Origin of the sequence: Providencia sp. PROV252, assembly GCF_033676005.1 — a bacterium.
Taxonomy (GTDB): domain Bacteria; phylum Pseudomonadota; class Gammaproteobacteria; order Enterobacterales; family Enterobacteriaceae; genus Providencia; species Providencia vermicola.
This window is the reverse complement of sequence record NZ_CP096294.1, coordinates 1127814-1142882: the sequence shown is the minus strand read 5'-3', so window position 1 is coordinate 1142882 and position 15069 is coordinate 1127814. Positions and strand designations below refer to the sequence as shown.

The following is a 15069-nucleotide window of genomic DNA, read 5'->3' as shown; positions in this document are numbered from 1 at the left end:
AAAGCAAGACCTTGATTTTTCAAGGTCTTTTTTTGTTTATATAACCACAACATTTCCTACTGTTGATACTCTCTTGGTGTCATTCCGCTCATTTTACGAAAAAAACTAATAAACGCGCTGTCACTGGTAAGTCCAAGTTCTTGAGTAATAAAGTGATATGGCTTTTCTTGTGCTAATAATTCAATCGCTTTAATAAACCGCCATTGTTGGCGCCATGACTGATATGTCATGCCTGTTTCTTTCAAAAAAACACGCGTTATTGTCTTTTCACTCGCACCAACAATTTGAGCAAGTTGGCTCAAATTCGGGGGTAATTGCTCGATATCCAGGTGTTTCAAGCGCCTATCTTGCGGTAAAGAAAGCAAAGTGGGTTCAGTTGTCGCAGCTTGTAGCTCATCAATAAAAACAGGTAATAAATTGGCTAACCTTCCCGTTTGCCAATCACTGTCAAAAGGAGAGATAGCAATACGCTCTAATAACTCCCTTAACAGCGGCGAAATACTCAAAATGACCACTTCGTTTCCGACTTTTTGGGCATATTCTTCACTGAGATAAATTGACCGGTACCCCACTGATGCACGCATTTGTGCGCGATGGCGAACATATGGTGGGATCCACGCAACCCTACCAGGAGGAAGCAAAGAGAGGCGCTTTTCGAGGGATATACGAATGCACCCTTGCTGAGTAAACAAAAGCTGCCCCATTTCATGGGTATGCGTGCCAGAATCGTGCTGCCCCATCTGCGCAGCAATTCCTAAAACAGGGGCCGGATACCAATGTGTTTGAAACTCATCCGTTTGATTTAACCATGCCATAAATGTCCTTTTTTTGATATTTATAGTCTTTATTATTGTAATAAGACATCAAAATTACCACTAAACTGCCCACCATTAAAGGTTTAGACCGTTATTTTTTATTACACAGGGTAGGAAAATGAATATGAAACACTCTCTTTCATTATGGCTGGCTGTGGCCTTAATGATGTTCCCACAAATTGTAGAAACCATCTACAGCCCTGCACTGACGGACATTGCGAGCGCTTTTTCTGTCAATGCAGAACAAGCTTCACAGACGCTTTCTCTCTATTTCTTTGCTTTTGCATTGGGCGTTGTATTTTGGGGTAGAACCTGTGACACAGTTGGCCGCCGTCCAACGATTTTAGCGGGTTTACTGGTTTATGGGATTGCCTCAATTGGTGCCTTACTCATTAGTCAATTTTACTTATTGCTACTGCTACGGATGTTAGCCGCCTTTGGTGCCGCTGTGGGTTCAATTGGTACACAAACTGCAATGCGTGATAGTTATCAAGGTCATGAATTAGCTAGAGTTTTTTCAGTCATGGGCGTCGCATTAGCCATTAGCCCTGCATTAGGTATGTTATCGGGTGCGAGCCTCGTCAGTTTGGGAGGTTATCGTGGTGTTTTTATTGGTTTAGCTATTTTAGCTGTCGTACTTTTACTGTGGTCAATATATCGATTACCTGAAACACGCCCAGAAAATGTGATCAAAGTCCCATTTGTTGAGACATTTTTACGGATGATCACGGATAAAGAGATTATGAGAAATGTGATCTTGATTGCATTTTTCAACATTAATTTATTTAGCTATTATCAGCTGGCTCCTTTCAGTTTTGAACAATTAATGCTCACTCAACAACAGTTTGGCCTCACGGGAATTTTATTGGCGCTTGGTGTGGGTTTAGGATCGATGATTAACCGTCATTTATTGGCTAAAAAACACACATCTGAGCAACTTGTTAAGCTATCAAGTGTCATTTCGTTGGTCAGCAGCTGTGCAGTTTTTGCTCTTATGGACTCTGTTTGGTTTGTTTTACCTGTTATTGGCGTCGTGATTGGCTATGGTATTGCAATCCCGAACATTCTTGCTCACGCCTTAAACCGTTATAGCGACCGAAAAGGCACTGCAGGCGCAATTTTAGGATTACTTTATTATATTGGACTCGCTATCGGACTGGTGGTTGCAGGTTGGAGCCAACACTTAGGTTTAGTGCTCACTATTTCAAGTGTAGTTCTCGTTCTTGCATCATTACGCTATCGAGTTTATACGAGTTAAGTTATTGTTTTACTAAACACATAATTTTCTAAATAGTTTGTGTTGTGGCTAGGCAGCAAAAGAGTGAAGCCAACAACTCAGTGATTAAAAAATGACGAAGGTCAGATAAAGATTTAATTCTCTAAATAGTTCGAATTGTGGCTAGGCGGCAAATAAGGATAGCTTGGGGAGCATACACAAGTATGTGACCCAAGTAGCCGAGTGAAGCCAACAACGCTGCGGTTTAAAAAATGACGAAGCTTAAATAAAGATTTGGTGAAAATTTAATTCTCTAAATAGTTCGAGTTGTGGCTAGGCGGCAAATGAGGATAGCTTGGGGAGCATACATAAGTATGTGACCCAAGTAGCCGAGTGAAGCCAACACCGCTGCAGTTTAAAAAATGACGAAGCTTAAATAAAGATTTGGTGAAAATTTAATTCTCTAAATAGTTCGAGTTGTGGCTAGGCGGCAAATGAGGATAGCTTGGGGAGCATACATAAGTATGTGACCCAAGTAGCCGAGTGAAGCCAACAACACTGCGGTTTAAAAAATGACGAAACTTAAATAAAGATTTGGTGAAAATTTAATTCTCTAAATAGTTCGAGTTGTGGCTAGGCGGCAAATGAGGATAGCTTGGGGAGCATACACAAGTATGTGACCCAAGTAGCCGAGTGAAGCCAACACCGCTGCGGTTTAAAAAATGACGAAGCTTAAATAAAGATTTGGTGAAAATTTAATTCTCTAAATAGTTCGAGTTGTGGCTAGGCGGCAAATGAGGATAGCTTGGGGAGCATACATAAGTATGTGACCCAAGTAGCCGAGTGAAGCCAACACCGCTGCGGTTTAAAAAATGACGAAGCTTAAATAAAGATTTGGTGAAAATTTAATTCTCTAAATAGTTCGAGTTGTGGCTAGGCGGCAAATGAGGATAGCTTGGGGAGCATACATAAGTATGTGACCCAAGTAGCCGAGTGAAGCCAACACCGCCACAGCTCGAAATATGACGAGAATTTAGGCTGGGTTATCGATATCGACAAACTCGGCGTCCAACCCCTGCTCATCAACTAGCCACTTGGTTAACGCCTTAATCCCGTAACGCTCTGTGGCATGGTGCCCTGCGCTGTAAAAATGGATCCCCATTTCCCTTGCAATATGAATCGTTTGTTCTGAGACTTCCCCTGTGACGAAGGCATCAACACCAAACTCTGCGGCTTGCAGAATAAAACCTTGCCCGCCCCCTGTGCACCATGCGATTTGACGAATTTCCTCTTTCGCGTTGTCGCCACAGTGAAGGACTTTACGACCTAGGCGCGTTTCTAGGCGATTGGTCAATTCTGCTGGGGTAATTGGCTGGTCAAAAAAGCCAAATGGCATTAATGGGTCAATTTGGCCATTCACTTGGACGCCCATGATATAAGCAAGCTGTGTATTATTCCCTAATTGATGGTGCGCATCTAAAGGAAGGTGATAACCATAAAGATTAATATCATTAGCTAATAATGTTTTTAATCTATTCTTTTTCATACCTTTAATAATGGCAGGCTCATTTTTCCAAAAATAGCCATGGTGAACAATCACCGCATCCGCTTTTTTCTCAACGGCGACATCGAGTAAAGCTTGGCAGGCAGTCACTCCTGTGATGATTTTATGCACATGAGGGCGTCCTTCAACTTGCAGCCCATTTGGTGCAAAATCTTGAAACTCACTCACTTTGAGCTCATCGTTAATGACTTCTTCTAATCTTAAGTTATGCATGATGTTGTCCTTTTTACTGCACAGCGAATCTATAACGCCATTTTGAATATAATTTACTGATAATCAATAATCATAAGCGGAAACATACTTTTTTTCTGTGTTATTTGAAGTGCATCATTCGAAAAGAAAAGTAGGGGTATAAAAAACAAAACCCCCACAACGAGCCATTGCAGGGGCTCTTATCAATTACTTAAGACGCAAGGTTAACGATGGCTTTCAAGTGTGGTCTCTGAACGCTCTAACCATACAGGCTTATCGCTTGTTTTCGACCAAACTTTATTTAAGTAACTGTAATATTTAGCTCTTTTCGGGTGAAAAACCATAACAGGAAACGCAATAATGCCTGCCGTTACAGCAGCAGTGCGGCGTGCAAGTACCTGATTACGGGAATATTCGCGGTATGTGGACATCGATATCCTCCTTCAGTTGCCACTTTATTTGTCGATCCCAGCTTTGCTCTAAAAACTCCCCAAATACAGCTATTTCACAGAGCGACTAAAACCGAACAGATAATACGAGAATTAATTAACTGAATATAGAATAGCGCAAATCGTGTAATAAAACTACTCATCTGACCACTAAAGTTAAAATATTACTAATAATTCCCCATTATTCTGTATTTTTACTACAAAATTTAACCAAAAATCGTTAAAAACAAACATTATGACAACAAATAGATAACAAGCTAAAATTTAAGTATTATTAGTTATTTCACTTAAGAGTGTCTATTCCTCGCTTAGTTGATTAAAAAATGTGTATTTTTATACTTTTTTTACACCTAGTCCTATCTTTTTATCAGCTTCTTTACAACGAACTCTCTACCCTTATTTCATGGAAATAATAAGGAGAAAACACTGTGTCATTACTTTCCATTTTTGGGGCAGTTCTCGTTGTTCTACTGCTGGTTTATCTGATTTATGCCCTGCTTAACGCGGAGGATTTCTGATATGGCCACCACAGCATTTTTACTGATTGGCAGCTTCCTGCTGGTCTTATTTATCTTAGCTAAACCGTTAGGTAATGGAATTGCACGTCTTATTGACAGTGATATTCCTCGTCCTTTAATGGCTAGTGAATCATTGCTTTGGCGTTTAGCGGGGATTAAACAACCTGGAAAATCAGCTGCCGAAATGAATTGGCAACAATATGCCTTAGCCATTGTTTTATTCAATGTGCTCGGTTTTGTTTTGCTATTCGCCATTTTAATGTTTCAGGGCAGCTTGCCGCTCAATCCACAGCACTTTGCTGGTATGAGTTGGGATTTAGCCTTCAATACTGCGATAAGCTTCGTAGCAAACACCAACTGGCAATCTTACAGCGGTGAAAATACGTTGAGCTATTTAAGCCAAATGGCAGGCTTAACCGTACAAAACTTCCTCTCAGCCTCTACGGGTATAGCTGTGGTTTTTGCCTTGATCCGTGCTTTTTCACGCCATGGCAGTAAAACATTGGGGAATGCATGGGTCGATATCTACCGTATCACCTTCTATTTATTATTCCCTCTCGCCATTGTTGTTGCTTTATTTTTTGTCAGCCAAGGGGTGATCCAAAACTTTTCTGACTACCTCTTAGTTGACAATTTAGATAACACAACCCAACTGTTACCAATGGGCCCTGTCGCATCCCAAGAAGCGATTAAATTACTGGGAACCAATGGCGGTGGCTTCTTTGGTTCAAACTCCTCTCATCCGTTTGAAAACCCGACTGCATTAAGTAATTTTGTTCAGATGCTGGCAATATTCTTAATCCCTACCGCGTTGTGTTTTGCCTTCGGTCGTTCTGTGGGTGATAACAAACAAGGACATACCTTGTTATGGGTTATGGGGATCATTTTTGTTATCGCCGCCATTGTGGTCATTAAAGCGGAGTATGTTGGCAATCCATTTCTAAGTGAGTTACACGCCAATAGTAACGCTAACATGGAAGGTAAAGAAAGCCGCTTTGGTATTCTTTCCTCGGCTTTATATGCCGTTGTCACAACCGCTGCCTCCTGTGGTGCTGTCAATGCGATGCATGATTCCTTTACAGCGATGGGCGGCATGGTGCCAATGTGGTTAATGCAGATTGGTGAAGTCGTTTTTGGCGGTGTCGGCTCTGGTCTGTATGGCATGTTGCTGTTTGTTCTTCTCGCTGTCTTCCTTGCTGGACTAATGATTGGCCGTACTCCCGAGTACTTAGGGAAAAAAATTGAAGTCCGTGAAATGAAGATGGTTGCACTGGCAATTTTAGTGACACCAACCTTAGTGCTACTTGGTACAACCATCGCCTTAATGACCGATGCAGGACGTTCAGGCATTTTAAACCCAGGCGCCCATGGCTTTAGCGAAGTGTTATATGCCTTTTCATCGGCTGCCAATAACAATGGTAGCGCATTCGCAGGACTCAGTGCCAACACCCCGTTCTACAATGTGCTACTTGCTATCGCCATGTTTATCGGCCGCTTTGGCGTCATCTTGCCCGTACTTGCGATTGCGGGCTCAATGGCACTTAAAAAATCCCAAGCACAAAGCCAGGCTACATTGCCGACCGTAGGCCCACTCTTTATTGGCTTATTAATCTTTACTGTCCTCCTTATTGGCGCACTGACTTTTGTCCCTGCATTGGCACTAGGTCCAATTGCTGAGCAGCTACAAATTGGTTTTGCGGGATAATCAGGGGAAAAAAATGAAAAAGCAAAAAACACCTTTATTTGATAAAAAATTAATCCAACAGTCTATTATTGATGCCGTAAAAAAATGCACACCACAAGCCCAATGGCGTAACCCCGTAATGTTTGTGGTATATATCGGTAGCCTGATCACCACCTTATTATGGGCAATGATGGCAGCAGGTTTGTCTGAAGGAAGTGCATGGTTTAGCGGTATGGTCACCTTATGGTTGTGGTTTACCGTACTGTTCGCCAATTTTGCTGAAGCCTTAGCCGAAGGACGCAGTAAGGCCCAAGCCCAAAGTTTAAAAGGTGTAAAACAGCAAAGCAATGCCACTCGCCTTACCGCGGCCTCATTGGATGCAACACAAGAAATTGTCAGCTCCGATCAACTGCGCAAAGGTGATATCGTGCTGATCCGTGCAGGGGAAACCATTCCTTGTGATGGGGAAGTTCTTGAGGGCGGAGCATCTGTGGATGAAAGCGCGATCACAGGGGAATCTGCTCCAGTGATCCGCGAATCAGGTGGCGATTTTTCCTCTGTGACAGGCGGAACACGTGTGCTGTCCGACTGGCTGATTGTTGAATGTACCGTTAACCCTGGGGAGACATTCCTAGACCGCATGATCTCCATGGTCGAAGGCGCACAGCGCCGTAAAACACCGAATGAAATCGCCTTAACTATTTTGTTAACTGCACTCACCATTATCTTTGTATTAGTGTGTGCAACTTTGTATCCATTTACGGTTTTTGCCGCTGAGTATGCAGGGGCTGGCAGCGCGGTTTCCATATTAGTACTGATTGCATTATTAATCTGTTTGATCCCAACGACCATTGGTGGCCTGCTTTCCTCTATTGGTGTAGCAGGTATGAGCCGCATGTTAGGTGCGAATGTTATCGCCACCAGCGGGCGAGCTGTTGAAGCCGCGGGGGATGTGGATGTTTTATTGCTTGATAAGACAGGCACCATCACTTTAGGAAACCGCCAAGCCTCTGAGTTTCTGCCTTTAACTGGCGTTACGGAAGAGCAACTAGCAGATGCAGCACAGCTTTCTTCACTCGCTGATGAAACCCCTGAAGGACGCAGTATCGTCGTGCTTGCGAAACAAAAATTCAATTTACGTGAAAGAGATATTCACGGAATGAATGCTACTTTCGTACCATTCTCTGCAATGACCCGTATGAGTGGTGTTAACGTCGGTGAACGCATGATCCGCAAAGGTTCTGCCGATGCCATTCGTCGCTACGTTGAAGCTAATCATCAAAAATTTCCCGAAGAAGCCGATAAATTGGTGGAGAAAGTCGCCCATTTAGGAGGAACACCATTAGTTGTCGTTGACGACCAAACTGTTTTAGGCGTCGTCGCGCTCAAAGATATCGTCAAAGGTGGGATGAAAGAACGATTTGCCCAAATGCGCAGCATGGGGATCAAAACAGTGATGATCACGGGGGATAACCACTTAACTGCCGCTGCCATCGCGGCGGAAGCGGGTGTCGATGATTTCCTTGCCGAGGCAACCCCCGAAGCTAAGCTTGCCTTGATCCGTCAATACCAATCAGAAGGCCGATTGGTCGCCATGACCGGTGACGGGACAAACGATGCGCCTGCACTCGCCCAAGCTGACGTTGCTGTTGCCATGAACTCGGGCACCCAAGCCGCGAAAGAAGCTGGGAACATGGTAGATTTAGACTCAAACCCAACCAAACTTATTGAAGTCGTGCACATTGGTAAACAAATGCTAATGACTCGTGGTTCATTGACCACCTTCAGTATTGCAAATGATATTGCCAAATACTTTGCCATCATCCCTGCCGCCTTTGCCGTGACATGGCCACAACTTAACGCATTAAATATTATGCACTTGCACTCACCTGCTTCTGCCTTGCTTTCTGCGGTAATCTTCAACGCACTGATTATTGTCTTTTTGATCCCATTGGCACTTAAAGGCGTGAATTATCGCCCAATGAGCTCCCAATCACTTTTGCAACGAAACTTAGGCTTATATGGTTTAGGTGGCTTGTTGGTGCCTTTTGTGGGGATCAAATTGATCGATATGTTTATTAGCCTATTTGGTATTTAAGGATTTGATTATGAGCATGATCCGTTCGTCCATTATCATGTTATTGGTGCTAACCCTATTAACTGGAATAGCCTACCCTCTATTGGTCACAGGCCTTGCCAATGTCTTTTTCCCATGGCAAGCAAAAGGCTCTTTAATCACACAAGATGAGCATGTTGTCGGTTCCAAACTGATTGGGCAAAATATACAAAGTGAGGGGTATTTTCATGGTCGCCCCTCCGCCACCGCGGAAAGTCCATACAACACGTTAGCATCTGGGGGAAGTAACTTTGCGGTAAGTAATCCCTTGTTACAACAAACGATGGCTGAACGTAGTAAACTGCTGCGTGCACAGAATCCTGAAGCTGGAAATGCGATCCCTGTAGACTTATTGACTGCCTCTGCTAGTGGTCTTGACCCTAATATTTCGGTTGACGCGGCCATTTATCAAGCCCCACGCATTGCGAAAAGCAGACAGGTTTCATTAGAGGCCGTAAAATCATTAATTACGGCACAAACAGAAACGGCCTTGCTGCCCTTTTTAGGTGAACCCGTTGTGAATGTGCTACAACTGAATTTGGCACTAGATGAATACATGCAGCAAATAAATAGCCAACGTTAATAAGGTGAGTTATGAAAAATCAGGAACCTGCTCGCCCAAACCCTGATGACTTATTGGTAAAAGCCAATGAAGATGGCCGAGGTAAATTAAAAATTTTTTTCGGTGCCTGTGCTGGCGTCGGAAAAACCTACGCCATGCTACAAGAGGCTCAACGCATGCGTTCACAAGGGTTAGACGTCCTTATCGGCGTAGTAGAAACCCATGAACGGGAAGAAACTGCAGCCTTATTGGATGGGCTTTCTGTGTTACCACACAGAAAATTGCAGCACCGCGGTCGTCGCTTAAATGCGTTTGATATTGATGCGGCAATTGCAAGACACCCTGCCATTATACTCATGGATGAGTTGGCATTTAGTAACCCAACAGGCAGCCGCCACCCAAAACGCTGGCAAGATGTTGAAGAGTTATTAGATGCAGGCATCGATGTGCTCACCACCATTAACGTTCAACACATTGAAAGCTTGAATGATATTGTAGGGAGCATTACGGGTATTCGTGTTCGCGAAACGGTTCCTGACCATATTTTTGATGCCGCTAATGAAGTGGTGTTAGTCGACTTGCCCCCTGACGATCTACGCCAACGCCTGAAAGAAGGCAAAGTGTATATTCCAGGGCAAGCCGAACGCGCTATTGAGCATTTTTTCCGTAAAGGAAATTTAATCGCGCTACGTGAGCTGGCTTTACGCCGCACCGCCGATCGTGTCGACGACCAAATGAGAGAGTTTCGTGATGGCAAAGGGGAAGCCCCCGTCTGGCACACCCGTGACGGGCTTTTATTGTGCATTGGCCACAATATGGGTAACGAAAAACTGGTACGTGCCGCGGCGCGACTTGCTGCAAAGTTTGGCAGCGTGTGGCATGCGGTTTATGTCGAGACTCCCACCCTCCACCAGCTCCCTGAATCTCAACGCCGCGCCGTACTCAAAGCGCTGCGCCTTGCCCAAGATTTAGGGGCAGAAACTGCTACCCTATCCGACTCTTCAGAAGAAAAAGCCATACTCCGTTATGCACGGGAACATAATTTAGGCAAGATATTGATTGGGCGCCGCGATAAACACCGTAAATGGCCCAAACTCAATTTCCGCCCTGGTTTTGCCGACCGCTTAGGGAAATTAGGGCCCGATCTCGATTTAGTGATTGTCGCCCTTGAAGAAAAAAGTGATTGGGATAAAGAACCTGAAAGAAAGCCGTTTTCTGAAAAATGGCGCTCTGATTTAAATGGCTACATGATGGCTATTGTGATGTGCGCTGCTATCACTTTATTTTCGAGAACATTTTTACTCGCGTTAGACAAAGCAAACCTTGTGACGCTGTACCTCTTAGGTGTTGTGTTGATAGCTCTGTTTTACGGACGCCGTCCTTCTATTTTTGCCGCACTCGTGAATGTTATTAGTTTCGACCTGTTTTTTGTTCAACCACACTTTTCACTCGCCATCATGGACATGCAGTACTTAGTAACCTTTACGGTGATGCTGATTGTTGGGGTTGTGGTGGGAAACCTAACTGCTGGTATGCGCTATCAAGCGAGAATTGCCCGCTATCGAGAACAGCGAACTCGTCATTTATATGAAATGACAAAAGAACTAGGGCAAGCACTCAATACAGAAGATATTGGTAAAACAGGCTATCACTTCCTTAATAACGCGTTTCAAGCCAAAAGCTGCCTATTAGTACCCGATGAAAATGGTGATTTATTACCACTGCTATGTGATGGGCATACCCCCATGCAGATTGACAAAGCCATCGCAAAATGGAGTTTTGATAAGCGCCAACCCGCAGGGGCTGGGACAGATACTCTGCCGAGTGTACCTTATCAATTACAACCTATCACGACAGCAGACCAAACCCTCGCAGTATTAGCTATCGAACCCCGTAATTTACGCCAGTTGATGATCCCAGAACAACAACGCATGCTGCAAACTTTTACTGGGCTGATCGCCAGCGCCCTTTCGCGCTTACAGCTGACAAAACAAGCAGAGTCCGCTAAATTAGATATTGAACGTGAACAATTGCGTAATTCGTTGCTGGCAGCGCTTTCCCACGATTTAAAAACACCGCTAACCGTGCTATTTGGGCAAACAGAAATATTGATGTTAGATTTATCCGCGGAAAATTCGCCCCATACCGCGCAAGTAAACCAAATGCGTCAACAAGTGCTTAGCACCTCGCGTTTAGTGAATAATTTACTCGACATGGCACGTTTGCAATCAGGCAGTATTCAACCCAACCTTGAATGGGAATCTTTGCAAGAAATAACCAGTAGCGCCGTTAGAACATTAGATTACACGCTACACAGCCACCCATTGGAAATTAATATTCCTGCTGATTTACTGTTATATTGCGATGCTATGTTAATTGAACGGGTATTAATTAATTTATTGGAAAATGCCGTCAAATATAGCCATGAAGATACCCCAATTGGTATCAATGGCCGAGTCGAAAGGCAGAAAATTCATATTGAAGTCTGGGATGCCAGTAACGCAATTCCCGATGGGCAAGAAAAAACAATTTTTGATAAATTCTCCCGCGCTCAAAAAGAATCCGCAATTCCTGGCGTTGGCCTTGGGCTTGCTATCTGTCGTGCTATTATTCAATTACACGAAGGAGAAATTTGGGCACAAAACAATAATAAAGGTGGAGCCAGCTTCCACTTTGTTTTACCTTTAAAGCAACTCCCTGATATTGAAGCTGAAGTTTAGGAGACATTAACTTATTGTGAGCAGCCATCAAATTCTGATTATTGAAGATGAAAAAGAAATTCGCCGCTTTGTCCGACTTGCATTGGAGGGTGAAGGCTGGAAAGTTTTCGAAGCTGAGAATTGCCAACGGGGTTTGATTGAAGCAGGTACAAGACAACCGGATTTACTGATTTTAGACCTCGGGCTGCCTGACGGTGATGGCCTTGATTTAATTCGTGATTTACGAAAATGGAGCAGCATTCCCATTATTGTTTTGTCTGCCCGTGAAGAAGAATCACAAAAAGTTGCGGCTCTTGATGCAGGTGCGGATGATTATTTAACAAAACCTTTTGGTATCAGTGAGTTACTAGCTCGAGTCCGTGTAGCACTACGCCGCTTTGGTAAAGTGGGTCAAGAAAGCTCACAATTTCAATTTGGGGATGTCACTGTCGATTTTATTAATCGCATTGTCACTAAGCAAAACGAAGAATTACACCTAACGCCTATCGAGTTTCGTTTACTTAGCGAGTTAGTTGCCAATAGCGGTAAAGTCTTGACTCAACGACATTTGTTATTGCAAGTGTGGGGGCCTAGTTATATTGAGCATAACCATTATTTGCGGATTTATATGGGGCATTTACGGCAAAAACTGGAAAATGACCCGACTCGCCCTATTCATTTATTAACGGAAACAGGTATTGGCTATCGGTTTATGCCATAAGTCATTTTACACCCAATTCTCGGAATCTTTCCGCTAGTTTAAACCCCTTGGCTGGCTATAATTTCCCCATTATTTTCTATGGAGAGAAATTCGTGCAAACATTAACGACCCAATTATCAAACCGCTTTTCATCTGCCTTAGTCCTTTTTTTAGGGATTTTTGTGACTACTCAAGTCCTCGCGTTAAGCCCAGAAGAAAAAACGCGTACTGAATCTTTACTCACGGAACTTGGTAAGCAACAAAACCTGACATTTACTCGTAACGGCACAGAACATAACGCGGCCGATGCAGAATCCCATTTACGTTTAAAATTACGCAAAACAGAAAAACGCCTAAACACCACTGAACAGTTTATTGACAATGTGGCCTCAAAATCGTCCATCACAGGCGAAGCATACCAAGTTAAAGACGCCCAAGGTAACGTATTCCCCGCCAATCAATATTTACATGATTTATTAAAAGAAAAAGTAGATAGCAAGCCCGAATAGATTCTGCAGGCTTTGTAGATTACTATAAAAAACGCTGGCATTTATTTGCCAGCGTTTTTTTTGTTCTAATACTCGGTCTGGCCCCTAAATAATTTGTACCACAGGTAGGCGGCAAATTAAGTTATCCCGTGAGCATACATAAGTATGTGACTCGGGTAACTTAATGAAGCCAACACCCCTGTGGTGCAAAGTATGACGGGGACATCAAATTAAGAATTTTCGATTTTAGCCCAAGTATCACGCAACCCAACAGTCCGGTTAAACACTAAATGATCTGCGCTGCTTAACTTATTATCCGCACAGAAATACCCTTCACGCTCAAATTGGTACGCCTTTTCAGGGGCAGCATCTTTTAAGCTTGGTTCAACAAAGCCTTGGCGAATAACCAGCGACTCTGGGTTGATAACCGATAAGAAATCCTCTTCCGCACCAGGGTTTGGCACAGTAAACAGACGGTCATACAGACGAATTTCCGCTGGCAATGCATGTTGTACGCTTACCCAGTGAATAACACCTTTCACTTTACGTCCATCGGCTGGGTCTTTATTTAATGTGCCTGCATCATACGTACAGAAAATGGTTGTGATGTTGCCATCAGCATCTTTTTCCACACGTTCTGCTTTGATGATATATGCATTACGTAAGCGCACTTCTTTGCCTAACACTAAACGTTTAAATTGACGATTGGCTTCTTCACGGAAATCCGCACGGTCAATATAAATTTCATTGCTAAAAGGCACTTTACGCGTACCCATTTCAGGGTTATTTGGATGATTTGGCGCCGTTAAAATTTCTTCGCCTGCTGGCATGTTTTCAATCACCACACGCACAGGGTCAATCACCGCCATGGCACGTGGAGCCGACACGTTCAGATCATCACGAATACATGACTCTAGTGACGCCATTTCGACGTTATTATCTTGTTTAGTCACACCAATGCGTTGGCAAAACTCACGGATTGACGCAGCGGTATAGCCACGACGACGTAAACCTGAAATGGTTAACATGCGTGGATCATCCCAGCCGTTCACGTGCTTTTCTGTCACTAATTGGTTCAGCTTACGCTTAGACATCACCGTATATTCCAAATTCAGACGAGAAAACTCGTACTGACGTGGATGGCAATCAATCGTGATGTTATCCAGTACCCAGTCATATAAACGACGGTTGTCTTGGAATTCTAATGTACATAAAGAGTGTGTGATCCCTTCTAGCGCATCAGAAATACAATGCGTGAAGTCATACATTGGGTAAATGCACCACTTATTGCCAGACTGGTGATGTTCTGCAAACTTAATACGATATAAAACGGGATCACGCATGACCATAAATGGCGATGCCATATCGATTTTCGCACGTAAACACGCTTTACCTTCTTCAAAGCCGCCATCACGCATTTTTTCAAATAATGCGAGGTTGTCTTCGATTAAGCGTTCACGGTATGGGCTATTTTTACCAGGCTCCTTTAATGTGCCGCGGTATTCACGAATTTCGTCCGCACTTAGCTCATCAACGTAAGCTAAGCCTTTTTTAATCAGCTCAATGGCGTATTGATATAAAGTATCAAAATAGTCAGAAGAGTAACGAACATTGCCCGTCCACTCGAAACCTAACCATTTGACGTCTTCTTGGATTGAGTTAACGTATTCGACGTCTTCTTTAACAGGGTTGGTGTCGTCAAAACGTAAGTTGCACTGTCCCTGATAGTCCTTTGCAATGCCAAAGTTCAAGCAGATTGATTTCGCGTGGCCGATGTGTAAATAGCCATTCGGTTCTGGTGGAAAACGCGTATGGACCGACGTGTGTTTTCCGCTCGCCAGATCTTCATCTATGATCTGACGGATAAAATTTGTTGGGCGAGCATCTGCCTCATTCATTGTCATCATTCCTCAATGCCAAAAGCGCGCTAAAAGCGGTTAGTAACCAGATATATTCTACCATAATCCGTCAGGAAACAACCGTTTGATTGAGCTTAACCGATAAAAGCTATAGCAAAGAGGCAAACACAACAAAAAATAGGCACATTGAGCTCTGCTTGCTCGCCT

At 43.5% G+C, this 15069-nt stretch carries 12 protein-coding genes; 8 read left to right on the top strand and 4 right to left on the bottom strand.

Going from position 1 to position 15069, the window contains the following annotated elements:
- Positions 1 to 56 precede the first annotated feature (56 nt).
- Positions 57 to 815, bottom strand: coding sequence for an AraC family transcriptional regulator (locus M1F05_RS04990; RefSeq protein ID WP_206085298.1), 759 nt, complete (start codon positions 813 to 815; stop codon positions 57 to 59).
- A gap of 124 nt (positions 816 to 939) precedes the next feature.
- Here M1F05_RS04990 and M1F05_RS04985 point away from each other — a divergent pair, with 124 nt between their 5' ends.
- Complete coding sequence (locus M1F05_RS04985) at positions 940 to 2073, top strand: multidrug effflux MFS transporter (protein WP_206085476.1); 1134 nt, start codon at positions 940 to 942, stop codon at positions 2071 to 2073.
- A 991-nt stretch (positions 2074 to 3064) separates the two neighbouring features.
- Here M1F05_RS04985 and M1F05_RS04980 read toward each other — a convergent pair.
- Positions 3065 to 3808: a type 2 GTP cyclohydrolase I gene (locus tag M1F05_RS04980; RefSeq protein ID WP_206085297.1), complete on the bottom strand. Its 744-nt coding sequence runs from the start codon at positions 3806 to 3808 to the stop codon at positions 3065 to 3067.
- A gap of 203 nt (positions 3809 to 4011) precedes the next feature.
- Positions 4012 to 4218 (bottom strand): YbfA family protein, encoded by a 207-nt coding sequence (locus tag M1F05_RS04975; protein WP_047756317.1) that lies wholly within the window; start codon positions 4216 to 4218, stop codon positions 4012 to 4014.
- A 446-nt stretch (positions 4219 to 4664) separates the two neighbouring features.
- Between M1F05_RS04975 and kdpF the strand changes: the two genes are divergently transcribed.
- The 7 genes from kdpF to M1F05_RS04945 all read left to right on the top strand — a co-directional run bounded on the left by kdpF (position 4665) and on the right by M1F05_RS04945 (position 13024).
- Positions 4665 to 4754, top strand: a complete 90-nt coding sequence (kdpF, locus tag M1F05_RS22735; RefSeq protein ID WP_206085296.1) for a K(+)-transporting ATPase subunit F — start codon at positions 4665 to 4667, stop codon at positions 4752 to 4754.
- A 1-nt stretch (position 4755) separates the two neighbouring features.
- Positions 4756 to 6459, top strand: coding sequence for a potassium-transporting ATPase subunit KdpA (gene kdpA / locus M1F05_RS04970; RefSeq protein WP_206085295.1), 1704 nt, complete (start codon positions 4756 to 4758; stop codon positions 6457 to 6459).
- A 13-nt stretch (positions 6460 to 6472) separates the two neighbouring features.
- A complete protein-coding gene (kdpB, locus tag M1F05_RS04965) occupies positions 6473 to 8536 on the top strand; it encodes a potassium-transporting ATPase subunit KdpB (RefSeq protein WP_206085294.1) in 2064 nt (687 codons plus the stop codon).
- A 10-nt stretch (positions 8537 to 8546) separates the two neighbouring features.
- Positions 8547 to 9137 carry a potassium-transporting ATPase subunit KdpC gene (kdpC, locus tag M1F05_RS04960; protein ID WP_206085293.1) on the top strand — a complete coding sequence of 197 codons (591 nt, stop codon included), beginning with the start codon at positions 8547 to 8549 and terminating at the stop codon, positions 9135 to 9137.
- 11 nt (positions 9138 to 9148) lie between these two features.
- Complete coding sequence (gene kdpD / locus M1F05_RS04955) at positions 9149 to 11836, top strand: two-component system sensor histidine kinase KdpD (RefSeq protein ID WP_206085292.1); 2688 nt, start codon at positions 9149 to 9151, stop codon at positions 11834 to 11836.
- A 16-nt stretch (positions 11837 to 11852) separates the two neighbouring features.
- Positions 11853 to 12536: a two-component system response regulator KdpE gene (gene kdpE, locus M1F05_RS04950; RefSeq protein WP_206085291.1), complete on the top strand. Its 684-nt coding sequence runs from the start codon at positions 11853 to 11855 to the stop codon at positions 12534 to 12536.
- Between the two features lie 92 nt (positions 12537 to 12628).
- Complete coding sequence (locus tag M1F05_RS04945) at positions 12629 to 13024, top strand: DUF5329 family protein (RefSeq protein WP_318825976.1); 396 nt, start codon at positions 12629 to 12631, stop codon at positions 13022 to 13024.
- Positions 13025 to 13233: 209 nt separating this feature from the next.
- Here the strand turns inward: M1F05_RS04945 and glnS are convergent, their stop codons facing one another.
- Complete coding sequence (gene glnS, locus M1F05_RS04940) at positions 13234 to 14901, bottom strand: glutamine--tRNA ligase (protein WP_206085289.1); 1668 nt, start codon at positions 14899 to 14901, stop codon at positions 13234 to 13236.
- Positions 14902 to 15069: the final 168 nt, after the last annotated feature.

Excerpts from the sequence above, each read along its gene's own strand:
- M1F05_RS04990 (WP_206085298.1), bottom strand. The coding sequence starts at position 815 with ATGGCATGGTTAAATCAAACGGATGAGTTTCAAACACATTGGTATCCG.
- M1F05_RS04985 (WP_206085476.1), top strand. The coding sequence starts at position 940 with ATGAAACACTCTCTTTCATTATGGCTGGCTGTGGCCTTAATGATGTTC.
- M1F05_RS04980 (WP_206085297.1), bottom strand. The coding sequence starts at position 3,808 with ATGCATAACTTAAGATTAGAAGAAGTCATTAACGATGAGCTCAAAGTG.
- M1F05_RS04975 (WP_047756317.1), bottom strand. The coding sequence starts at position 4,218 with ATGTCCACATACCGCGAATATTCCCGTAATCAGGTACTTGCACGCCGC.
- kdpA (WP_206085295.1), top strand. The coding sequence starts at position 4,756 with ATGGCCACCACAGCATTTTTACTGATTGGCAGCTTCCTGCTGGTCTTA.
- kdpB (WP_206085294.1), top strand. The coding sequence starts at position 6,473 with ATGAAAAAGCAAAAAACACCTTTATTTGATAAAAAATTAATCCAACAG.
- kdpC (WP_206085293.1), top strand. The coding sequence starts at position 8,547 with ATGAGCATGATCCGTTCGTCCATTATCATGTTATTGGTGCTAACCCTA.
- kdpD (WP_206085292.1), top strand. The coding sequence starts at position 9,149 with ATGAAAAATCAGGAACCTGCTCGCCCAAACCCTGATGACTTATTGGTA.
- glnS (WP_206085289.1), bottom strand. The coding sequence starts at position 14,901 with ATGAATGAGGCAGATGCTCGCCCAACAAATTTTATCCGTCAGATCATA.